The following is a 21,931-nucleotide window of genomic DNA, read 5'->3' as shown; positions in this document are numbered from 1 at the left end:
GAAGGAGCTTTGACCATGGCGTGGGACTTTTCCACCGATCCGGAGTTCCAGGAGAAGCTCGACTGGATCAAGACATTCGTCGAGCAGGAAGTCGAACCTCTCGACGTCTTGTTCCCCGGATGCGAATATCTGCCTCTCGACGACGAGCGCCGCAAGATCGTCGACCCTCTCAAGCAACGCGTCCGCGATCAGGGACTGTGGGCCGCGCATCTGGGCCCCGAACTCGGTGGACAGGGTTACGGCGCAGTCAAATTGACACTGATCAACGAGATCCTCGGCAGAACCGACTGGGGCCCGATCGTGTTCGGCACCCAGGCGCCGGACACCGGCAACGCCGAGATCCTGGCCCGGTTCGGGACCGAAGCTCAACGTGATCGCTACCTCGCACCGCTGCTCGCGGGTGAAGTGTTCTCGTGCTTTTCGATGACCGAACCCCAAGGCGGCGCCGACCCCGGTGTCTTCACCACCCGGGCCGAGCGCGACGGTGACGACTGGATCATCACCGGCAGCAAATACTGGTCCTCCAACGCCGCGGTCGCGTCTTTCTTCATCGTCGTTGCGATCACGAACCCCGACGTCCCGGTCCACCACGGTGCCACCACCTTCCTGGTGCCCGCCGAGTCCGAGGGTGTGGTCATCGAGGCCAGCCACCACTTGTTCGGGGCGCACCGGCATGAGCCGGGCCATTCGCTGGTCCGCTACGAGGGGGTGCGTGTCAGCAGTGACGCCATGCTCGGCAGCGAGGGCGGCGGATTCGAAGTCGCCCAGTCGCGACTGGCCGGCGGCCGACTGCATCACGCGATGCGGTCGATCGGCGTCGCCCAAAAGGCCATCGACATGATGGCTGAACGTGCATTGAGCCGCGAGACCAAGGGCTCGCTGCTCGCGGACAAACAGTTGGTTCAAGCGGCGATCGCCGACTCCTACACCGAACTGATGCCGTTCCGGCTGGCCGTCCTGCATGCCGCCTGGCTCATCGACGAACGCGGGGAACACGCCGCCCGCACAGACATCGGCGCCCTCAAGGTGCTCACTCCCAAAGTGCTCCAATCGATCACTTTGCGCGCCATCCAGATACACGGGGGACTCGGGGCCACCGAACAACTCCCCCTCGTCGACATGCTGATGACCGGCATCGCACTGGGTCTGGCCGACGGCCCCACCGACGTGCACAAGATGAACCTGGCGCGAGGACTGCTCAAGGGTTACAAGGCCGACGACCCGATGTGGCCCTCGCAATTCCTGGGACGCAAGATCGAGTCTGCACAGATCAAGTACGGCGATCTCGTCGACTCCGTCCCGTCAGTCCCGGTCGGACCGCCGACCGGTCCATGACTGCGGGCGATATCCTCGAATCTCGCAGTCGTCACCAGGAGTCGCAAATGAGTTCACGTGCAACCGCGGCGGTCGACCGGGCCCTGGACAAAAAGCAGCGCCAGGCGACTGCCGATGTCGAGCGGATCCTGGTCGCCGCGGTTACCGTGATGGAGCGGACCACACCCGCCGACCCGCGGGTGTCCGACATCGTCGCCGAAGCCGGTACCTCGAACAAGACCTTCTACCGATACTTCACGGGTAAAGACGATCTGATCCTCGCGGTGATGGAGCGTGGTGTCGGGATCGTCGCCTCGTATCTCGATCACCAGATGTCCAAGGAGTCGGACCCGGTCGGGCAGATCGCCCGGTGGATCAGGGGGGTCATGGCCCAAGTGGGGGACCCGCAGCTGGCGAGTATGAGTCGCGCGGTGACCCGGCAACTCAGTGTCACCCAGGACTCGGGACAAGCAGATGTGCGGGTGACCCAGCCGATGCGAGACCTGTTGTTTCGCCCGGTCTCCGAATTGGGTATCCCCGATCCCGACCGCGCCACCGACACAGTCTTCACCGCGGCACTCGGCATGATGCGCAGGCAACTGTCTTTGGACCGGCCCGCAGACACCCACGACATCGACTTCTTCATTTCATTCTGCCTGAAAGGGCTTGGAGCAGAATAGGTTTACCAGATGCGCGCAGCGATCTGCCGACGGTACGGACCACCGGAAGTGATCGAGATCGGCGACTTTGCCAACCCCGTAGCCGCCGACGGGGAGGTTGTAGTCGCCGTGCGATCGGCAGCGGTCAACTTCCCCGATGTGTTGTCGATGGCCGACGAGTACCAACGGTCGACTCCGTTGCCCTATATCCCCGGCAGCGAGTTCGCGGGACACGTCGTCTCCGGCGGCGCCGACCACGGCTTCGCAGATGGCAACCGGGTCTACGGCACCATCCACTCCGGAGCGTTCGCCGAATACGTGACCCTACCCGTCACGCGACTGCAGCGCATGCCCGACTCCGTCGACTTCGACGCAGCCGCCGGCTTCGGTGTCGCGTACACGACCGCTTACCACGCGCTCCGTACCGCGTCCGAAATACGTTCCGGCGATTGGGTTGTCGTTCTCGGTGCCGCCGGCGGCGTTGGACTGGCGACAGTTGATCTCGCCCGACACTTCGGAGCACGGGTGATCGCCGCCGCGTCCGGCGACGACAAGCTGGCACTGTGTCTTCAGCGCGGTGCCGAGGCAGCCATCGACTACCGAACCGACGATCTGCGGCGCCGGATCAAGGCGATCACCGGTGAGGGCGCGCATGTTGTCGTCGACCCCGTGGGAGGCCCGGCGTCGGAATCCGCGCTGCGTGCCCTGCGTCGCGGGGGGACCTTTGTCACCGTCGGCTACGCATCCGGTGAGATACCGGCGATCCCGCTGAATCTCGTTTTACTCAAAGGGATCACGATTACCAGCGTGGATATCGGGACGATGACCATCCATCACCCCGAAGTCGAGAAACAAGGCGGGACCGAACTGCACCGACTATTCGCCGCCGGTGCACTGACGCCCTATGTGCACGAGGTGTACCCGCTTGCCGAGACCGCTGCAGCGCTACGCCACGTCGCCGACCGCAAGGCGGTCGGAAAAGTGATCATCCGACCCTGACCACCCCGAAATTGGGCCCTTGTGGCGAACATAACCCCAGGTCGGGTCCGCCAAAAGGGCACATCTTCGGAAATTAGAGACGGCCTTCGACGCGAAGCTCTTCGGGCACCCAGGAGGGTGAGCGGCGTTCCTTGAAGGCGCGGAACCCCTCGATCGCTTCGGCTCCGGTTTGGCTCTGCCGCATGGCGATCCGATCGAACAGCCCCAGATAGCCGTCCAGGCTCTTCTTGATGTCGAGTCGCGCGACCGGGGCGGTCCGGCAGACCCCGGTCACGACCTCGGTCGCGCGTTCCATGAGCTGGTCATGCGGCACAACCCGGTTCACGAGTCCCCAGTCCAGCGCTTCGTCAGCGGTCAGCACCCGTCCGGTCAGCATGAGATCCCGAGTCCGGACCGGACCGACGGTCCGCGCCAGAATCTGCGCGTAATAGGTATCGCTGATGCCGCGGAAGAGTTCCGGGACCCGGAAGGTCGCGCGCTCGCTGACCACAGAGATGTCGCTGCAGAGAGTGATCATGAACCCGCCACCCTGGCAGATGCCGTTGACGGCCACCACCACCGGCAGCGAGGTGACGCGCAAGGTGTCGAAGGGGGTGGCGTCCATCCCCAGGTGGCCCATGTCCATCCAGTCGTCGACGCCGGTCCGTCCCAGATCCCCTCCGGGGATGAAGACATCACCGGTACCGGTCAGGATCAATCCGTGGATATCCGGATCCGCCTCACAATGGGCGATCGCGTAGCGCAGTCCGAAGTACATGGCCGGACTCAGCGCATTGCGCGCATCCGGACGATCCACCGTCACCACTGCGAAGGGCCCGCGACGTTCCAGCGTGAGGAACGGAGTACCCAGCCAGTCTCCCTCTGGCGGACGCGGTGTCGATGACATCGCGACTATCCGCCCATACGCAGGCCCGAGGCGCGCGTACCGAACACGTCGATACCCATGACGCTACCGAGCTTGTTGGCGTCCCAACGCTTTCCACCGTTGGACACCACACTGATGGGTGTCCACCCCTTGAGCCACTGGATGTTCTCGCCGAGTGCCTTGATGACCTGGCCGCTGACGTGCCCGGCTTCTGGACTCGCCAGCCATGCGACGACCGGCGAACCCAAAGACGGATCCTTGGGGTCGAACTCGTCCTCGGAACGCTCGTCGGGTTCGATGGGGGCTGCGGCGCCGGCCATCGTGGCCGACATGCGAGTGCGTCCACCCGGGCTGATGGCGTTGACGGTTGCACCCGTCGAGGCCAGTTCGAGACTCAGCGTCTGCGTCAGGCCTACGATGGCCGCCTTTGCAGCACTGTAGTTGGTCTGTCCGAAATGGCCCTGCAGTCCGGCACCTGATGTGGTGTTGATGATGCGGCCGTAGACCTTCCCACCGGTGTCCTTGGATTCTTCACGCCACTTGCGGGCGACGGCGCGGCTGGTCAACCAGCTACCGCGCACATGCACTCGCATCACCAGATCGAAGTCGTCGACACTCATGTTCCAGATGGCCTTGTCCCGGACGATCCCGGCGTTGTTGACCACGATGTCGAGGCGACCCAGCTGTGAGTACGCTCGCTCGACGAGCAGGTCGACGGACTCCTCGTCACCGACGTCGCTGAAGTCCGAGATCGCTTTGCCGCCACGATCTTCGATGATCTGGACGACCTCGTCGGCAACCTTGCCGGTGCCCTGGCCGTCGAGGGAGGTACCCAGATCGTTGACGATCACGGTGGCGCCTTGTTTCGCGAGTTCGAGCGCGTGGCCTCGCCCGATTCCATGTCCGGAACCGGTGACCAGTGCAACCTTGCCGTCGAGCAATCCGCTCATAATGGTGCTACTCCTTGTGAATCGATATGTGTGTGCGGCCGTCTGAACGCGGTCCGGGCGAAAAGATCAGGCCGGGCGAAAGATGGTCGCCGTGAAGTCATCGGTGATCGGCCGGAAGCCGACCGTCACCGGCATCCCGACCTCGAGGTCGGCGGGTTCGCAGTCCTCCATGTTGGTCATCAACCGCGGACCCTCGTCGAGTTCGACGATGGCCGCAACATACGGCAGCCGCTCTTTGAACGGATGCAGATCATTCATGTAGACCGTCGAGTACGTGTACAGCGTTCCGCGACCGGTTGATTCGATGCTGGTCACATTCTCGCTCCAGCAGGACGGGCAGAACGGCCGCGGATAATGATGGACCTTGCCGCAGTCCTCACATTTCGCGACGAGGAGTTTGCCCTCGGCCGCTGCGTCCCAGTACGGCTTGGTCGCGGTCTCGACTGTCGGGATGTCTGCACGCGGCTTCGCGGGCCTGGTCGCATCCGGCTTAGCTGTCTCTGCCATCGTCACCACCCCACAAAATTCGCCGGCCGCTTCTGCACGAACGCCTGGACACCCTCGCGGGCGTCGAGCGAATAGGACTGGATCTCCTGGGCCATGGCCTCGGTCACGAACGATCCGGCGCGGTCGACGTCGGGAGATTCGTTGAACAGCCGCTTGGTCAAGCCGATCGCGCTGGTGGGGGCCCCGGCCAATCGTTGAACGTAGTCGTCGATGGCCGCGTCGAGCTCTGCCGCAGGGACGACCTTGTTCACCAGTCCAAGATCGAATGCTTCGGCGGCTGACAGCTTCTCACCAAAGAATGCCATCTCCTTCGCTTTCTGCATACCGATCCGTCGGGGCAACAGGTAGGCGCCGCCACCATCGACGACCAGCCCGCGCTTGACGAAAGATTCTGCGAAGTAGGCATTATCGGTCGCGACCACGAGGTCCGAGGCGTACGCCAGATGGGCGCCGACACCGGCCGCCGCTCCCTGGACCGCGGTGACCACTGGTTTGCTGCAATCGAGCACAGACGCGACGAGTCGCTGCGCTCCACCCATGATGGTCTTCATCGGCCCGGTGGTCCGCTTGATGTTATTGGCATGACCGTCGGCGAGTCTCACCACATCGGCACCGGCGCAGAACTGCTTGCCGCGGGCACGCAACACCACAACCCGCACCTCGTGGTCGACGCTCGCATCCGTGAACAAGTCGATCAGAGTGTTGCGGTCGTCTGGCCGGATGGCATTGGCCGCCTTCGGGCGGTTGAGATGGATGGTGAGAATGCCCTCGGCCAGCTCGCTCTGGATGGCTTCCTCGTCGATCCGCACGTCTGTCACGTCCGTCATCGTGGTGCCACGCTGTATTCGGCACGAAGGTGCTTGATTCCGTTGAGGAAGTTCGACCGCAATCGCACCGGCTCCCCCACTGCACGAATGTCCGGATACCGCTCGAAGAGCATGCGGAAGGCGACGTCGAGTTCGAGCCGGGCAAGGTGTGCACCCAGGCAGAAGTGCGCGCCGGCCCCACCAAAGGCCACGTGCGGGTTGGGATCCCGGGTGATGTCGAACTTCTCCGGGTCCTCGAAGATGGTCTCGTCACGGTTGGCCGAGGTGTACCACATCACGACCTTGTCGCCCTCGGACAATTCGAGGTCTCCCAGCATCACGCCATCGCGCGTCACCGTCCGGCGGAAGTGGATGACCGGTGTCGCCCACCGGAGCATCTCCTCGATGGCCGTCGTCGCGTACTCCTCGTAGTCCGACAGCCAGAGGTCACGTTGATCCGGATGCTGGGTCAGAACATGGAGGCCGTGCGAGATCACGTTGCGCGTGGTCTCGTTGCCGGCGCCGACCAGCAAGATGAAGAACTTCGCCATCTCCTGCGGAGTCAGGTTCTCGTCGTCTGCGGCAACCAGTTTGGTGATCAGATCGTCCTGCGGGTTGGCGATCCGGTCCTCGGCGAGGTTGTTGAGGAGCGCGATGAGTGCTTCACTCGCCGCAGTGACCGCCTTGCCGATTCCACGGGCCGACTGGTCCTCGACGTACTCGGAGTCCGACGCACCGAGAATGGTGTTGGTCGCCTCGAGGATGAACTTCTCGTGCTCACGCGGGATTCCGAGAAGATTGTCGATGATGCGCAGCGGCAGCAGCGATGCGAACTCCTCGACGAAGTCGCATTCGCCGGTGCCGGACATCTCGTCGAGGATTTCGCTGACGGTCTCCTCGATCTCGTCTCGCAGGCCGGAGAGGTTGCGGGCAGTGAAGCCACGCGAGACGATCTTGCGAAGTCGCGCATGCTCCGGGTTGTCCATGTCGATGATGGAACCGCGGTACTCCTGGAGTTCGGCAGGCTGGTCGAAGATCTGGGTTCCGCCGATGCCCGACGAGAAGTCCTCAGGACGCCGACTCACCTCGAGAACGTCCTGGTACGTGGTCAGCGCCCAAAAACCCTTGGGGCGCTGACCTTCCTTGGCCGGGCCCAGCGGCACGAACATCCGCGGGCGATCACGGCGCAGGCTTGCAAACACCGCATCTCGTTCGGCCGGCGACTGCTGCCACCAGGAAAGGTCATGCAACGGGGTCGACGCGATCTCGTCGGTTTCGATCATGGGCACCGCCTCTGATAGATATGCTGGGTACATTCTGGCATTGGTGTCATGTTTTGGCAACCACGCTGAACTGCAGGTTCGCTCAATTACAACTCGGCGTAGTTGGACACAACTGGCTACCACGTCACTTGAGACACGGAGGAAGAATGGCCACATACGCGGCCCCCGCCCTAGTCATCAGCGAATGCCAGCAAGGACTTCTCGATCCGCCTCCAGGAGCGTTCTCCGGACTCGCCGAGCAGGCCGCCACGCGCGACCTTGTCGAGCACACGGCAGAACTCGCCCGCGCCTTTCGCACGCGTTCGTTGCCCGTGATCCACTGCATCATCGCCCACCGGGTCGATCAAATGGGCATGCTGCCGAACTCGTACCTCGGAAAGCTCGCCATCCGCGGGCGGATGATGGTCGAGGGAACCCCGGACGTGGCGATTCCCGCCGAACTCGGACCCGAGCCGACTGACCTGATCAGCTCGAGGGCCACCGGCCTGACGGCGTTCTATGGCACCAATCTCGATGCGATGCTGCGGTTGCAGCGTGTTCAGACCCTGGTTCTGGCAGGCATCTCCACCAACGTCGCGATCCCCGGCCTGGCTCTCGAGGCCGTCAACCGAGGGTATGACGTCGTGCTTGCCGAGGATTGCACTGCCGGGACCACCGCCGAAGGCCACGACTACATGGTGCAGAACATGCTGGCGATGCTGACGCGAGTCACCCCGGCAGCCGACGTGATCGGCCGGCTGCCGGGGTGATGTTGCTCGACCTTCAGTTGGCTGCGAACACCGCAGCTTCCGCGTCGGATACCGCATCGCCGTTGATGGAGAATCCGCCGTCGACGGTAACCATCGAGCCTGTCGCGAACGCCGCCTCGTCAGAGGCCAGATAGGTTGCCGCATAAGCGATGTCCATCGGATTCCCGATACGGGTGAGCCGGCCGCCACCGGTGTGATGACCGGAGTCTCCACGTCCGGAGACCACTCGGCCCACCAAGATGCAGTTCGCCCGAATGCCATCAGGACCACCCTCGACCGCGAGCGAACGCGTCAGGCTCGCCACCGCTGACTTTGCTGCTCCGTAGGCCCCGAAACCCTTGAAGCCTGCGATCGCCTGCCCCGACGAGATGTTCAAGATCGACGCGCCTTCCGCCGACACCAGGTGCGGCCATGCGTATTTCGATGCCCAGAACACATTTCCAGTGAGAGTCCCGGTCATGATCGAGTCCCACTCGGCAGTCGAGTACTCGTGCAACGGCTTCACCGTCGTGGCGACCACGTCGGTCGGAGCCGCGTTGTTGACGAGAGTCGAGAGACCACCGAAACGGGACACCACTGCATCGATCGTGCTCCGCACGCTGTCCTCAGAGGTGACGTCGAGCGGAAAGAACTCGGCCTCGCCACCGGCGTCGCGAATGAACTTCACGACCTTGTTGCCGCGCTCCACCGTTCGGCCGGTGACGGCCACCTTGGCTCCCTCTGCCGCGAAGTGCTGGGCGATGGAACGTCCGATACCCCTGGTTGACCCGGAGACCAGTGCAACTTTGCCGTTCAGACGCGAACCCTGTGTAGTCATAGAGAGTCTCTCAAATTCTCCATGGCGATCAGCCTTCGCTTCGTCAGGTCGAGCGAATCCTGACTGCTGGGCACAGATTCGAGCTCTTTCAGCTTGTTGCGCTCGAACTCGATCTCCTCATCGAGACGGTCCCGGGATTCTTCGCGGGTGAGGAGGTCCTGATCGATCCAGTCCGCTGCATCGATGTCTTTTCCGTGGGCCATGTCCGAGATCCTTACAGCGCCGCGGCCTCGACGCGCGGAAAGTTGTACAACTTGCGCGCGTTGAGTTCGACGATCTTATGTGCCTCGTCATCGGGGACCTCGGCGAGGAGCTTCTCCGTGTACCGCCGACTGTTGGGCCAGTTGGAATCCGAGTGCGGGTAGTCGCATTCCCAGGTGATGTTGTCGATGCCGACCTTGTGGCGACGGGCCACACCTTCGTGGTCATCGATGAAGCAGCCATAGATGTTCGACCGGAACAGATCCGAGGGACGGACCTCTTTGTTGACGTTCTGGTACCAGCGGTGCTTCTCCCACGTCAGGTCGATCCGCTCTAGCAGGTACGGCATCCAACCGATCCCACCCTCGGACAGAGCAACCTTCAAGTTCGGGAACTTGTAGAAGACCGGCGAGAACAGCAAGTCGGCCGTTGCGTACATCGAGTTGGTTCCGAACAGTGCGATCATCACCGCCATCGGCGCCTCGGGCGAGGTGATCGGAGCGCGGCCCGACGACCCGAAGTGCATACACAGCGGCAGATTGGTTTCTTCGGCCGCACGGAACACCGGATCCCAGTGATCGGTGTAGAAGGACGGAAGACCCAGTGACACGGTATTTTCCGGGAACGTGATGGCCTTCGCACCCTTGGCCGCACAGCGGTAGATCTCGGCTGCAGCGGCCTCTGGATCCCACAGGGGCAGAATGATCAGCGGGATGATCCGGTCGGGAGCCGCTGCCGCCCACTCATCGAGGTGAAAGTCGTTCCAGGCCTTCACTGACAGCAGAGCAAGCTCCTTGTCCTTGCCCTCGAGGAACACCGTGCCGGCGAAGCGCGGGAACGACGGGAAGCACAAAGCGGCCTGCACACCGTCGATGTCCATGTCGGCAACTCGGGCCTTGGGGTCGTAGCAGCCGGGGAGCATGTCCGAGTAGCGCGTCGGATCCATGCCGTACTCCTGTGGCTTCTTTCCGGCGACCGCGTTCAGACCGATGTTCGGATAGATGCGGCCCTCGTAGCTCCACACCTCGGCGATCTTCTTCTGAGCAGCCTGGCCACCCTCACCGCGCGCCGCATCGAGCAGGATGGCCGAAAGGCCCTCATCCCCGTGCTGTTCACTCATGTCCATCTCGACGATCCGGGGACCTTGGTCGAGGAATTTCTGCGGCAACCGGGTGGACCAGACATCCGGCGGCTCGATCAAGTGATCATCGACTGAAATCAAATGCATGTAATCCTGGAGCGGCACAACGCCTCCTGCTACGTATGACGGGCTGAAAAAGAAACGGGACACCAGCGATTTCGGCGCCGTTCCCGTGTATCTGACACTACGTCACGCTAGTGACAGCGATCACAACTGTCAAGCTCTACCAGCAATTTTCTTGTCTTTTCGGGAAATGCGCTGGCCTTCGACTTGGTCTAGTAACGTTTCCGTCTGACATCAATGTCACTACGGAAGGCGATTGACAGTGGATCTGCGGATACGCGAGAAGCGGTATGTCCTGATCGGCGGCACCGCGGGAATCGGTTCGGCCACCGCTGCCGCGTTGGCGCAGGACGGCGCTTCGATGGTCCTCGTCGGTCGCGACCTCACCCGGGCCCAGGCCGCCGCCCGCGCCGCCTCAGAAGCAGGCGCGACGAAGACGTTCGGCATCGGCCACGACGCGAGTGCGCCCGGTGGCGCGCAGGCCGCCATCGACTCCGCCGTCGAGCTCCTCGGGGGAATCGACGGATTGGCGGTGACGATGGGAACCGAAGGTATGGTTCCGGTCGAATCGACGGACGACGTCTGGACGTCCGCGTTTCGCGACGTCCTCCTGGCGACGACACGATCGGTCGAAGCAGCTCTTCCGTACCTGACGCAGTCTCGCGGCACCATCGTCACCACTGCCGCGTACTCGATCCGCTCCCCCGAAATCGCGAGGCTCCCCTACGCCTCCTTGAAAGCCGGTGTCGCGGTCTTCACGAAGGGGATCGCGAAGACCTACGGGAAGCACGGCATCCGTGCGAACTGCGTCTGCCCAGGCGCCGTCGAGACCGCTCCGCTGGCGGCGCTGCGTATCCAGCTCGCCGAGGAACGCGGCTACCCGGTGGAGACCGCACTCGAACGGGTCATGGTCGAAGAGTGGGGCTTTGATGCGGCTTTGGGCCGGCCCGGCAAACCCGAGGAGGTCGGCGAGCTGATTGCGTTCCTGCTCTCACCGCGGGCCGGCTATCTCACCGGATCGCTCATCAATATCGACGGTGGCACAAACTTCTAGCTCGACGAAAGTAGGTAAGGCGATGAAACTCTCTCTTCCACTACGCCATTGCATCTACCCAGTCATCGCGGCCGCCGTGGCCGTCGGACTGTGCGCACCGGTTGCCGGCGCGGCCCCACGTCAGACCACCGGATGCACCGAGGTCTCGGTTCCCGTGGCTCTCGATCCCGGCGGCCCGGACACCTCCCACATAGCCGGGAGTTATTGCGTCCCGGACGGTGGTCCGGGGACCACCCTGCAAATTCTGATCCCGGGCGCAACCTATGACCGCTCGTATTGGGACTTCCCAGGATTCGACAGTCGATACTCGTACGTCGGACACGCCTTGGAGTCCGGAAAAGCCACTCTGGCAATCGATCCCATCGGGGTCGGGAACAGCTCGAAACCGCCCGGCGCTCAGGTCTCGGCGTATACGGCCGCGCAGACCGTTCACGAGGTCATCGCGGCTGCCCGCGATGGGCAATTGGGCCATCGCTGGGAGAAGATCGTCCTGGTCGGGCACTCGTTCGGCTCGCTCACAGCGATGATGGAAGCCGGCACCTATCACGACGTCGACGGGCTGTTGATCAGTGGCGCCTCGCACGCTCCTGGTCCGGCCGGAATCCTGCAGATCCAGGGCACCGTGCGGCCCGCACTCCTCGATCCGCTCACCAAGGACTCCGTCCCGGCCGGCGATTACACCTACCTCAGCGTCCCCGACGCCCGCGCGAAAGCATTCCACGCACCGGGCGACTCCGACCCGGGGGTCGTGGCTGCCGACGAGGCGAGCCGGGTCGCCGGCACCATCGGGGTCCTGGCGACCATTCCGGTGTTCATCCCGACGACGTTTGACATCGATGTTCCGGTGCTCATCGCCAATGGCCGGGCGGACAAAGTCTTCTGCGCCCAGGGCGGTGGCGGTTCGCTCACCGACTGCACCGATGCCGACAGTCTGTACCGGTCCGAACAGCCGTTCTTCCCGCAGGCCGACCTCAGCACGTATGTGCTGCCCGGGGCCGGCCATTCGATGAACCTCGCGTTGAACAATCGGGAGTTCTTCGACCGTGCAACGTCGTGGGTCGATGGGATCTGATCAGCCCGTAGCCACCGGTGGAGGCCCACCGCCTACCTGAATGCGTAGTGCCCACCGCAATTGCGGTGGGCACTACGCGTTCGGGTGGAGACGAGTGTGTCAGGCGTCCAGACGCAGCAGCATCGAGCCCGCCTCGGGACCGCCACCGATACCTACCGCTGCGACCGACAGATCTTTCTTGATCTGCCGGTCCCCCGCCTCTCGCCAGAGTTGAGTGCAGGCTTCGTGAAGGAATCCGTACCCGTGCAAACGTCCGGCGGAGAGCTGTCCGCCATGGGGGTTGATCGGCAGCGTGCCGTCGATCGCGTAGTAACCCTCGTCGTCGAGGAACTGACCGACCTTGCCGTGGTCGGCGAAACCCAGTGCTTCGATCCACTGCGAACACAGGTAGCTGAATCCGTCGTAGAGGGTTGCGAAGTCGACGTCGGCGGGAGTGAGTTCGGTGCTGTCCCACATCGACGCCGCCGCATCGTGTGATGCCATCGTCGTGAAATCCGTACGCTGATCCCAGGTATGGCGCTCATAGAGGGCCGAACCGGCCGCCTCGATGGTGATCGGCGTGTGGGCGAGCCCTCCGGTCTCTTCCCGCCGGGACAGAATGATCGCCGTCGCGCCGTCGCACGGCACATCGCAGTCGTAGAGGCCCATCGGCGTCGAGATCATGCGGGCATTCAGGTAGTCGTCCATCGTCATCGGCTTGCGGTAGATCGCGTTCGGATTCAATGCGGCATTGTTGCGGGCGTTGATCACCAACTTGCCGAGATGCTCACGCGTCAGACCGAACTCGTACATGTAGCGCTGGGCGTACATTCCGATCCAGTTCGCGGGAGAGGCAGCGCCGAATGGCATCCGGAACTCCGCGTGGCCTGATGCCCGCATCGCCTTTCCGGTCAGCGCGGCAGCGCGCCCCGATGCCTGAGCGGTTGCCTCCCACACGGACCGGAAGCACAGGACGTGTGTGGCCCGGCCGGACGAGATTGCTGCCGCGGCGTCGAGAAGTGTGCCGATCTGCCCGGAGGTCTCGACACCGCTGACATGCCACTTGGTCTTGAGACCGAATGCGTCACGAACATCGTGCGTAGTCGCTCCGACAAAACCGCCCTCGGCCAGGACCGGACCGGGATAGCTTGCGACGCCATCGATGTCGTCGAACGACAGACCCGCATGGGCCACTGCCCGTTCGGTGGCCTCGAGCGCGAGATCGATGCCCGAGCGACCGATCCGCCTGCCGATCTGTGATTGGCCGATACCGCTGATGACGGCCTTGTCGTCTACGAAGCTCATGCTGCCACCGGCCTGAAGAATGGTAGGGCCACGTCGTCATGCTCTTCGAAGACGACCTCGACCGCCATCCCGATCTCGACTGCATCGACGTCGATCTCGACGATGCACGTCGTCAGCCGCACGTCGGGCTGATCGTCGAGTTCCACGACCGCGATGACATAAGGCGGAGGGAAGGCCGGGAGCCACGGGTGGTGGTTGATGGTGAACGAGGCGATCCGCGCGCGCCCGGACGCCGCTTCAGGTCCGACATTCCGGCTCCGGCAGCGCCAGCAGGCGCCCACCGGTGGATGAATCCAGCCACGGCAGTCCTGGCATCGGTAGATGCGGAGTTCGCCTTTGAATCCACCGGTCCAGAAGGCCTGGGATTCCAAGGTCACCTCCGGAAGCATCCGGCCCGTCTCAGTTGACCGGCCCGTCTCAGTTGACATCGTCTAATTCCTTCCGAGAACCACCGGTTGCCCAAGTGGCAGTACGTGGTGCCGGCGTGACGCCGGTCACGGGTAGTCAGGCTACCACTTATGGTCATAGCGTCAGATAGCTTGTCCTCGATTCGTGCGCCAGCGGCCCTGCCATAGCGAAATAGTCCTTACACCTGCAAAATCAGGCACTGAATTCGCAGTGATGCGCGACACAAATCGGACAATTTTATGTGTACACTCAGTCAGATACTGGTCGATGGGGCACACGACGACACTCGGTCGCGACCCGTTCCATCGAAGTCTGGACCGAAAGGAACAATGCCGTGGTCGGTGTGATGAATGGAATCCGTGTTGTCGAGGTGGCGGCATGGACGTACGTGCCGGTCGCGGGGGCGATCCTGGCGGAGTGGGGCGCCGATGTGCTCAAGATCGAGCATCCCGAATCCGGCGACCCCCAGCGCGGACTGGTCACGTCCGGCCTGATCCCGGCCGGCGGGGTCAACCACATGTTCGAACTGCCGAACCGCGGAAAGCGCAGTGTCGCGATTGATCTCAAGTCCGAAGAGGGCCATGAGATTCTCATGAAGCTGATCGCGACAGCCGATGTTTTCCTCACGAACTTCCGCCCCGACGCCCGCAAGAAGCTCGGACTGGACGTCGACGACGTCCGGGCGGTCAACGACAAAATCGTCTATGTCCGCGGATCCTCGACCGGTCAACGCGGCGAAGAGTCCAACCGCGGTGGATACGACATGACGTCCTTCTGGAGTCGTGGCGGTGCCGCCGACAACGTCAGCCCGGACGAACTCGATTACCGGCTCACCATGCCCGGGCCTGCGTTCGGTGACGTGCTCGGTGGACTGACCATCGCCGGCGCCATCTCCACCGCACTCCTGCACCGTGAACGCACTGGCGAGGCCCTGACCGTCGACAGCTCCCTGTTGGCAATGGGTGCCTGGTCGATGGGTGCGACGATCGCGGGTGCGCACGCGTTCGACATGGAGCGCTACCCGAAGCACACACCAGCGACTGCGGCGAACCCGCTGGTGAACATGTACAAGACGTCCGATGGCCGGTTCATCTCACTGGTGATGCTCGAGTCGGACCGCTTCTGGCCGGAACTTGTTACCGCTCTGGGGATCCCAGAGATGATCACCGACCCTCGGTTCGAAAGTCACGCAAAACGCGGCGAACATCGCCTCGAAGCCATCGAGGTCCTGAACAATGCGTTCGGCAAACGGACGCTCGAAGAATGTAAGAAGGACCTCGCCAACATCGATGGTTCGTGGTCTGTGGTCCAGACGCCTCGCGAGGTCGTCACCGATCCGCAGGTCGTGGCCAACGGGTACATCTCGGATCTCACCGATTCGAACGGCGTCGACTACAAACTGGTCAACACACCCATCCAGTTCAATGAGACGCCCAGCGAGCTGACCCGGGCACCCGACCACGGCGAACACACCGACGCTGTGCTCGAAGAGCTCGGACTGTCGATGGACGAGATCATCGGATACAAGGTCAGCGGCGCGATCCTGTAGGCCGCGGACACAAAGAGGGAGTGCACCGAAAGGTGCACTCCCTCTTTGTCATTGATCGGGCCCTTGAAGCCGTCGATCGGGCCGTTAAGCGCGCTGACCGTGCCCTTGTAACCGTCGATCGGGCCCTTGGTCTCATCGAGTGGTCTTCAGCCTGCCGCGCACAGTCGTTTTGGCGCAGTTAATTTCAGCAAGGGCCCACTCGACGCGCGTAAGGGCACGGTCAACGGTCAGAAGGGCACCGTCGCCCGTCGGTGAATCAGACTCCGGCAGAAGCGGTTTCCAGGGCAGCGGCGTCTGCCGCTTCGGCAGCCGGATACCGCAGGATGCCGCGAACATTCTTTCCGGCGCGCATGTCGTCGTAGCCATCGTTCACACCCTCGAGCGGGTAGCTCCGGGTCACCATCGCGTCGAGATCGACGAGCCCACCACTCCACAGCTCCAGGATTTTGGGGATGTCTGCACGCGGATTGGCCGAGCCGTAGAGACTGCCGACAATTTGCTTCTCTTGCAGGGTCAGGTCCATCAGGTTCACCGACACCTCCCGCTCCAGCATCGGATGGATGTTGGTGACCACGAGGCGGCCACGCTTGGCCGTCATGGCCAAAGCCTTTGCGATCAAACGCCCTTCACCGACACCCATGGCGCAGATGAACTTGTCGGCGCCTCGGTGCCAGGTCGCCTCGGCGACCACACCCGGCGCTTCCTTCCATGACGCGGCCACGTGGGTGGCACCCATGGAGAGTGCGATCTCGCGCTTGTATTCCGACGGATCGATCACCGTGATCGTCCGGGCTCCGGACAGTTTCGCACCCTGGACCGCAGCCGCGCCGATACCACCGACGCCGGCCACGACAACGTTTTCCCCCGGCTGTACGTCCGCGGTGTAGACAGCAGAACCCCACCCGGTGATGAATCCGCAGCCGAGCAGGCACGCGCGGTCGAGCGGATGGTGCGGTTCGATCTTGATGCAGCTGGCTTCGTTCACCACGGTGTGGTGCGCGAACGAACCCACGCCGCAGGACAGCGCGAGGTCTTCACCCTTGGTGTGGTGCCGGGCGGTGTCGTCCTGGATCTGATTGCCGCCATATATCTTTGCACCCAGGTCGCACAGATTCTGGTGCCCGTTGGAACACGACGGGCATCGTCCACACGACGGGATGAACCCGAAGACCACGTGATCCCCCGGCTCCAGCCAGGACACGTGGGAGCCGACCTGCTTCACCACACCCGCGCCTTCATGTCCGCCGATGCAGGGCAACCGGAACGGCATATCGCCGGTCACGATGTGCTCGTCGGAATGGCACATCCCCGAAGCATGCAGCTCGACGAGCACCTCCTGCTCTTTGGGAGCATCGAGCTCGATGGTTTCGATCTGCCAGGCAGCATTACGCTCCCACAGGACCGCGGCCTTGGTCTCCATATGTTTGTCCTTCCACACTACGTTTCTGACGAGACGTCAGAGGATGATCGATTGCGATTCGAGGTACGCCGCGATGCCTTCCGGCCCGCCTTCGCGTCCGATACCGGACTTCTTGAAACCCCCGAAAGGGCTTCCGAAGTCAAGTGGTGCAGGCGAATTGATCGACACCGAACCGGTTTGCATACGTGTCGCGACGCGGGTGGCCCGCTCCGAATCGGCCGACCAGACCGCGCCCGCGAGTCCGTACTCGGAGTCGTTGGCCACGGCCACCGCATCATCGTCGTCGTCGTAGGCGATGACCACGGCCACCGGTCCGAACAACTCGTCGCGGGCGATCGCCATGTCGTTGTCGACATCCGCGAGCACAGTCGGGCTCACGTACGACCCGTCGTCGAAACCCTCGGGCCGGGCTCCGCCCGCGACCACGCGCGCGCCGGCATCGATGGCAGCGGCAACTGCCGCCTCGATCCGGTCACGTGATGCGACGTTGATGACCGGGCCGACTTCGGTGTCGCGCTCCGCCGGATCACCGATCCGCATCGCGGCGACGGCTGCGGCGAAAGGCTCCAGTATTTCGTCGTAGCGGCTGCGCGGCAGCAGAATACGGGTCTGCGCGGCGCAGATCTGACCGTTGTTCGCCATCACGCCGGTGACCAGACCCTTGATGAGTGTGGAGTCGACGACGACATCGTCGAGGACGACGGCGGCCGACTTGCCGCCGAGTTCAAGCGTGACGCGGCGGACGTCCTGGGCGCAGGCGGCACCGATTTGTTTTCCGGCACCGGTGGATCCGGTGAAGCTGATCTTGTCTACACCCGGGTGAGCGACAAGTGCCACGCCGGTCTCGACTCCACCGGAAACGATGTTGATCACGCCCGGCGGGATCCCGGCTTCTTCGATGCATTCACTGAGCATCGACAGACCGAGCGGCGCATCCGGTGACGGCTTGAGGACGATGGTGCACCCGGCGGCCAGCGCAGGAGCCATTTTCAACGCGGCGGTGAACAGCGGTGCGTTCCAGGGCACGATCGCGCCGACCACGCCGACCGGAAGTCGGCGAACCAGCACCTCGCCACCCATCACCGATGATCGTTTCGCCTCGAACTCGTAGTCCGGAACGATGGCGGCACAGGACCGGTAGACGCCCAGTGTGGTGGCCAGCTGACCGAACGTCGTCCACTTGCGCGGCGACCCGACCTCCGCGGAGACGACGTCGGCGAAGACCTTTGTTCGGGATTCGATCGCGTCGGCCAGCGCGGTGATCGCCGCGGCACGCTCCGCGGGCGTGCTACGACTCCAGGGACCGCGCTCGAGAGCCGCCCGAGCAGCCTCGACTGCGACATCGACATCGGCCGCAGTCGCCTCACTGACCTGGCCGAGCAGCTCGCCGTCCGCCGGCGACCGGACCTCGATCTCCGGCCCGGACGTCGGGCTCCATTTGCCCGACACGTACATGCCTTCGTATTCGTACACGTGCAACCTTTCATTCTTCTCCGCGAGCGTCGGAGCAAAATGCAGCGGTCGCCCATCGAATCGGATCAATTCTGGCAGTAATGTCACTCTAGAGCAAAGATCGCTCACCGCCCTTGTTTCAGCCGAACAGCGGCCCCAGTTGGTCGGGTGTACTGCCGTGCAGGACCAGTTCATCGGCGCCGGCATCGCGATATTTCTCGAAGGTGTCCCAGCACTCGCTCGCCGAACCCACCGCGGACGCCGACCGGATCCATTCTTCGGGCAATGACGACGCCACCTCGGTGAGCTGTTCGCGGGTCCTGACCGAATCTGCTGCTCCCCGAACACCGATCAGGTGCGGATGCGCGCGAAGCGCGTCGAGGTCGTCGACCGACCACCCGTTGACCTTCGCCAGCTGCTCACCGAAGTTGGGGATCTGGTAATACGTCACAGCGCGCCCGCCGACCACGGCCATCTCCTCGTCGGGGTCGAGTCCGGACGCGACCACCACGGTCGCGTAAACCCGAACGCTGCCAGCCGGCCGACCGGCTTGTGTCTCCGCGTCGCGGACCTGTTGCACCGACCGGGCAACTGCCTCCGGAGTGAGGAAAGGATGCAGAAGCACTCCGTCGAAATGCGCACCCGCGATTCCGAGACCCTTGGGGCCGATCGCAGCGAACACCAGCGGCGGTATCGGCTGGTCCGGGAGATCGGTGAGACGAAGAGACGGATATTTGCCTGCCGGTCCGTCGTACTTGACCTTCTCGCCTCCGCACAGTCGACGGAAGAGTTCGACCGAGTCGACAATCGAGGCGTTCGTGGACGGGTGCAGTCCGACCGCCTTCCACATGGCATCGACCGAACGCCCGATCCCGATGATGATTCGTCCGTTCGACATCGCCTGGGCGGTCATCGCCATCGAAGCGAGCATCGCCGGATGGCGCGACTGGAAGTGGGTGATCCCCGAGGCGATCTTGATCGTGTCCGTGACCTGGCCGATGGCCCCGGAGAGAACACCGAAGTCCTTCGTGCCCCAGCGCTCGCTGAGCCACAGCGTGCTCAATCCCAGCCGCTCGGCCTCGATCGCCTGACTGATCGCCGGCCGAGGATCTGGCACTCGCCCAGGGAGTGTGTAGGCGCCCAGCGCGAGGGACGTTCGATGCTCGGCATTCCGGGCCGGGTCCGGCACAATTTCGGCAATGTTGGATTTTCCGTCGGTCATAGCCCTATTCTGACAGTGTTGGTCACTTTAAGAAAGGGCGTTCGCTTCCGAGTTTATCGGCGGCTGTTCGGGCCCCGGAAAGGCAATCGCATGGTTTACACACCGACCCGAGGTGAACTCGGTGGCGGCGCTCGCGAAGTTCTGGACTCCTGGCTTCCCGCGCGCATCGCGTCCGACAGCACCGAGTTCGAGATCTCCGACTTCTCGGCGCCTGACGCGGGCTATTCGGGCAAGACGGTGTTCTTCACTGCGAGTTGGACAGACACCGCCGGAGCCCGGCAGCAGACGGACCTGGTGCTACGTATGCAGGCGTCGGACCATCAGCTGTTCACCACGCCCGATGCTCCTCGACAGGCCGAGATCATGCAGCGGCTCGGCCATACGGCAGGTATCGCGGTTCCCCAGATCGTGTGGATCGAACATGACGAGTCGGTACTCGGCGCCCCGTTCTACCTCATGCGTCGAGTCGCCGGCCGCACGCCATCGGACGTTCCCAGCTGGCACAAGCGCGGCTGGACTACAGAGCTCTCGAGGCAGCAACGAGAACTGCTCTACGACAACGCGATAAAGTCCTTGGTCGCGATTCACCGGGTTGACGATCCGGACGTGCTGGACTTCCTCCGCGGCGATCTGATGACCGGAGCCACCGGGCTGGCCCGCTACCTCGACAATCTCCGTAAGTGGTACGAGTGGGCCCGCTCCGACCTCGTGGTCGGGTCGGAGACCCTCGAGCGCGCGTTCGACGTCATCATGACCGGAGCGCCGGCCAACGACCGGGACGGCGTCGTGTGGGGTGATGCCCGGGTGGGGAACATGTCTTTCGCCGACGACATGTCGGTTGCCGCGCTGTTCGACTGGGAGACCGCCACCACCGGACCGCCGGAGATCGACCTGGGTTGGTGGTTGATGTTTGAGGAATTCCTATGTGAGGCAATGGGTTTCCGACGTCTTCCCGGTGTTCTCGACAGCGATGGGACCGTCCGTCGCTACGTCGAACTCGGTGGACGAGTCGACGGTGACATCACCTACTACAAGCTGGTGGCGGCATTTGTGTTGTCGCTCATCAATAATCGCCTCGCCGTTCACCTCGCCAGAGACGGTCTCGACGTCGAGGTGGCCCACAGCTACCCCACAACCGTTGTCGGACTCGTCGACCGATATCTCACCGAACTAAGCACCCGAGGAGCCAGATGACCAACAGCGCACCGCCGCAGCCATCACCGGTCGGCACCACCGGCCAGCCCTGGGAGATGGTGATCGAGCAAGGAAAGATCCGCGAGTTCTCCGCCGCGATGCAGTCGGACAACCCTGCCTATCAGGGTCCCGACGCGATCATCCCACCCACATTTCTCGTAAACGCCGCGCAATGGGCACCGGCCGGCGTTCGGATCAACGTCGGCTTCGAGCGCAAGCGTCTGCTGCACGGTGAGCAGGAGTACACGTTCACCGGCCCTCCTCCCAAGGTCGGTGACGTCCTGGTGGCGCAGGAGCGCATCGTCGACCGATACGAGAAGCCCGGCAAACGCGGTGGCCAGATGCGATTCGCCGTGGTGGTCACCGACTATCGGAACCGCGCCGGCGACCTCGTCGCGCAGGCCAAGGCAACCTTCATCGAACGCGCTGCTCGAGGAGCAACACAATGACCAGCACCCAAGCCGCTGTCGCCGTCGGAGACACCGCCGCCCCACGTGAATTCGGACCACTGACCCGTCAGATGTTTGTCCGATATTCCGGCGCCTCCGGTGACCTGAATCCGATGCATTACGACGACAACATGGCTCGCAGCGCGGGCAACCCCTCTGTGTTCTCCCAGGGAATGCATCAGTCAGCATTGCTCGCGACCTTCGCCACCGACTGGCTCGGCGCCGAAAACGTACGACGCTTCGGTGTCCGGTTCCGTGAACAGGTCTGGCCGGACGACGTCTTGACCTGTAACGGATCCGTCACCGCGATCACCGAGGGCGCCGGCGGCGAGGTCGTGGCCACGGTGGAGTTGGTCTGTACTCGACAGACAGGCGCCGTTGCGATCGCCGGGTCGGCCGATTTCGTCGTTCCCAAGGCGACAACGTGACGAAACCGACGGTCCCGATTCCGGACTGTCGGTCGTCAATCACGG

23 protein-coding genes are annotated in these 21,931 nt (G+C 63.4%); 10 read left to right on the top strand and 13 right to left on the bottom strand.

Annotated features, from left to right (window positions below; all coding sequences use genetic code 11):
- The first annotated feature begins 15 nt into the window (after positions 1-15).
- From WIMU1_RS01445 to WIMU1_RS01435, 3 genes are read left to right on the top strand one after another with little or no spacing between them, the layout of a single operon-like run.
- Entirely contained in the window at positions 16-1,335 is a 1,320-nt protein-coding gene (locus WIMU1_RS01445) for an acyl-CoA dehydrogenase family protein (protein WP_062794833.1), read from the top strand.
- A 47-nt stretch (positions 1,336-1,382) separates the two neighbouring features.
- Complete coding sequence (locus tag WIMU1_RS01440) at positions 1,383-1,994, top strand: TetR/AcrR family transcriptional regulator (protein ID WP_062794832.1); 612 nt, start codon at positions 1,383-1,385, stop codon at positions 1,992-1,994.
- A gap of 9 nt (positions 1,995-2,003) precedes the next feature.
- A complete protein-coding gene (locus WIMU1_RS01435; RefSeq protein ID WP_062794831.1) occupies positions 2,004-2,972 on the top strand; it encodes an NADPH:quinone oxidoreductase family protein in 969 nt (322 codons plus the stop codon).
- Between the two features lie 73 nt (positions 2,973-3,045).
- Here the strand turns inward: WIMU1_RS01435 and WIMU1_RS01430 are convergent, their stop codons facing one another.
- The 5 genes from WIMU1_RS01430 to WIMU1_RS01410 all read right to left on the bottom strand — a co-directional run bounded on the left by WIMU1_RS01430 (position 3,046) and on the right by WIMU1_RS01410 (position 7,383).
- Positions 3,046-3,858: an enoyl-CoA hydratase/isomerase family protein gene (locus tag WIMU1_RS01430; protein WP_062794830.1), complete on the bottom strand. Its 813-nt coding sequence runs from the start codon at positions 3,856-3,858 to the stop codon at positions 3,046-3,048.
- A 5-nt stretch (positions 3,859-3,863) separates the two neighbouring features.
- Positions 3,864-4,787 (bottom strand): SDR family NAD(P)-dependent oxidoreductase, encoded by a 924-nt coding sequence (locus tag WIMU1_RS01425; protein ID WP_062794829.1) that lies wholly within the window; start codon positions 4,785-4,787, stop codon positions 3,864-3,866.
- A gap of 66 nt (positions 4,788-4,853) precedes the next feature.
- Positions 4,854-5,294: a Zn-ribbon domain-containing OB-fold protein gene (locus WIMU1_RS01420; RefSeq protein ID WP_062794828.1), complete on the bottom strand. Its 441-nt coding sequence runs from the start codon at positions 5,292-5,294 to the stop codon at positions 4,854-4,856.
- Between the two features lie 2 nt (positions 5,295-5,296).
- Positions 5,297-6,103 (bottom strand): enoyl-CoA hydratase/isomerase family protein, encoded by an 807-nt coding sequence (locus WIMU1_RS01415; RefSeq protein WP_245969291.1) that lies wholly within the window; start codon positions 6,101-6,103, stop codon positions 5,297-5,299.
- A gap of 14 nt (positions 6,104-6,117) precedes the next feature.
- Positions 6,118-7,383, bottom strand: coding sequence for a cytochrome P450 (locus WIMU1_RS01410; RefSeq protein WP_062795678.1), 1,266 nt, complete (start codon positions 7,381-7,383; stop codon positions 6,118-6,120).
- Between the two features lie 146 nt (positions 7,384-7,529).
- On the opposite strand from WIMU1_RS01410, the gene WIMU1_RS01405 reads away from it, so the two are divergent.
- Positions 7,530-8,132: a cysteine hydrolase family protein gene (locus WIMU1_RS01405; RefSeq protein WP_062794826.1), complete on the top strand. Its 603-nt coding sequence runs from the start codon at positions 7,530-7,532 to the stop codon at positions 8,130-8,132.
- 13 nt (positions 8,133-8,145) lie between these two features.
- On the opposite strand, the gene WIMU1_RS01400 is transcribed toward WIMU1_RS01405, so the two are convergent.
- Genes WIMU1_RS01400 through WIMU1_RS01390 form a run of 3 tightly spaced genes read right to left on the bottom strand, consistent with a single transcriptional unit; the run spans position 8,146 to position 10,396 of the window.
- Positions 8,146-8,949, bottom strand: a complete 804-nt coding sequence (locus WIMU1_RS01400; protein WP_062794825.1) for an SDR family NAD(P)-dependent oxidoreductase — start codon at positions 8,947-8,949, stop codon at positions 8,146-8,148.
- Positions 8,946-9,152, bottom strand: a complete 207-nt coding sequence (locus WIMU1_RS01395; RefSeq protein ID WP_062794824.1) for a hypothetical protein — start codon at positions 9,150-9,152, stop codon at positions 8,946-8,948. The genes WIMU1_RS01400 and WIMU1_RS01395 overlap by 4 nt, the downstream gene beginning before the upstream one ends.
- A gap of 11 nt (positions 9,153-9,163) precedes the next feature.
- The gene (locus WIMU1_RS01390) at positions 9,164-10,396 is read right to left on the bottom strand and encodes an amidohydrolase family protein (protein ID WP_062794823.1); all 1,233 of its coding nucleotides are present in this window, start codon (positions 10,394-10,396) and stop codon (positions 9,164-9,166) included.
- Between the two features lie 220 nt (positions 10,397-10,616).
- Here WIMU1_RS01390 and WIMU1_RS01385 point away from each other — a divergent pair, with 220 nt between their 5' ends.
- A complete protein-coding gene (locus WIMU1_RS01385; protein ID WP_174548703.1) occupies positions 10,617-11,408 on the top strand; it encodes an SDR family oxidoreductase in 792 nt (263 codons plus the stop codon).
- A gap of 22 nt (positions 11,409-11,430) precedes the next feature.
- On the top strand, positions 11,431-12,480 hold the full coding sequence (locus WIMU1_RS01380) for an alpha/beta hydrolase (RefSeq protein WP_062794822.1): 1,050 nt from the start codon (positions 11,431-11,433) through the stop codon (positions 12,478-12,480).
- Between the two features lie 99 nt (positions 12,481-12,579).
- Here WIMU1_RS01380 and WIMU1_RS01375 read toward each other — a convergent pair whose 3' ends face one another.
- Both WIMU1_RS01375 and WIMU1_RS01370 read right to left on the bottom strand, forming a co-directional pair.
- Positions 12,580-13,764, bottom strand: a complete 1,185-nt coding sequence (locus WIMU1_RS01375) for a thiolase family protein (protein ID WP_062794821.1) — start codon at positions 13,762-13,764, stop codon at positions 12,580-12,582.
- A complete protein-coding gene (locus WIMU1_RS01370; RefSeq protein WP_062794820.1) occupies positions 13,761-14,153 on the bottom strand; it encodes a Zn-ribbon domain-containing OB-fold protein in 393 nt (130 codons plus the stop codon). The genes WIMU1_RS01375 and WIMU1_RS01370 overlap by 4 nt, the downstream gene beginning before the upstream one ends.
- 365 nt (positions 14,154-14,518) lie before the next feature.
- Here WIMU1_RS01370 and WIMU1_RS01365 point away from each other — a divergent pair, with 365 nt between their 5' ends.
- The gene (locus WIMU1_RS01365; RefSeq protein WP_062795674.1) at positions 14,519-15,721 is read left to right on the top strand and encodes a CaiB/BaiF CoA transferase family protein; all 1,203 of its coding nucleotides are present in this window, start codon (positions 14,519-14,521) and stop codon (positions 15,719-15,721) included.
- Between the two features lie 256 nt (positions 15,722-15,977).
- On the opposite strand, the gene WIMU1_RS01360 is transcribed toward WIMU1_RS01365, so the two are convergent.
- From WIMU1_RS01360 to WIMU1_RS01350, 3 genes are all read right to left on the bottom strand, one after another.
- Entirely contained in the window at positions 15,978-17,141 is a 1,164-nt protein-coding gene (locus WIMU1_RS01360; RefSeq protein WP_062794819.1) for an NDMA-dependent alcohol dehydrogenase, read from the bottom strand.
- A 36-nt stretch (positions 17,142-17,177) separates the two neighbouring features.
- Positions 17,178-18,614 (bottom strand): aldehyde dehydrogenase family protein, encoded by a 1,437-nt coding sequence (locus WIMU1_RS01355; RefSeq protein ID WP_062794818.1) that lies wholly within the window; start codon positions 18,612-18,614, stop codon positions 17,178-17,180.
- Between the two features lie 118 nt (positions 18,615-18,732).
- Entirely contained in the window at positions 18,733-19,815 is a 1,083-nt protein-coding gene (locus WIMU1_RS01350; protein WP_084247937.1) for a TIGR03857 family LLM class F420-dependent oxidoreductase, read from the bottom strand.
- Positions 19,816-19,905: 90 nt separating this feature from the next.
- Between WIMU1_RS01350 and WIMU1_RS01345 the strand changes: the two genes are divergently transcribed.
- The 3 genes from WIMU1_RS01345 to WIMU1_RS01335 are packed head-to-tail and all read left to right on the top strand — an operon-like array spanning position 19,906 to position 21,886.
- A complete protein-coding gene (locus tag WIMU1_RS01345; RefSeq protein ID WP_062794817.1) occupies positions 19,906-21,009 on the top strand; it encodes a phosphotransferase family protein in 1,104 nt (367 codons plus the stop codon).
- Complete coding sequence (locus tag WIMU1_RS01340) at positions 21,006-21,458, top strand: FAS1-like dehydratase domain-containing protein (protein WP_084247936.1); 453 nt, start codon at positions 21,006-21,008, stop codon at positions 21,456-21,458. The genes WIMU1_RS01345 and WIMU1_RS01340 overlap by 4 nt, the downstream gene beginning before the upstream one ends.
- Complete coding sequence (locus WIMU1_RS01335; protein WP_062794816.1) at positions 21,455-21,886, top strand: MaoC/PaaZ C-terminal domain-containing protein; 432 nt, start codon at positions 21,455-21,457, stop codon at positions 21,884-21,886. Before WIMU1_RS01340 ends, WIMU1_RS01335 begins: the two co-directional genes overlap by 4 nt.
- The last annotated feature ends 45 nt before the right edge of the window (positions 21,887-21,931 follow it).

The organism is Williamsia muralis NBRC 105860 (genome assembly GCF_001598915.1).
Taxonomy (GTDB): Bacteria; Actinomycetota; Actinomycetes; order Mycobacteriales; family Mycobacteriaceae; genus Williamsia; species Williamsia muralis.
This window is presented reverse-complemented; position numbering and strand designations above follow the sequence as displayed.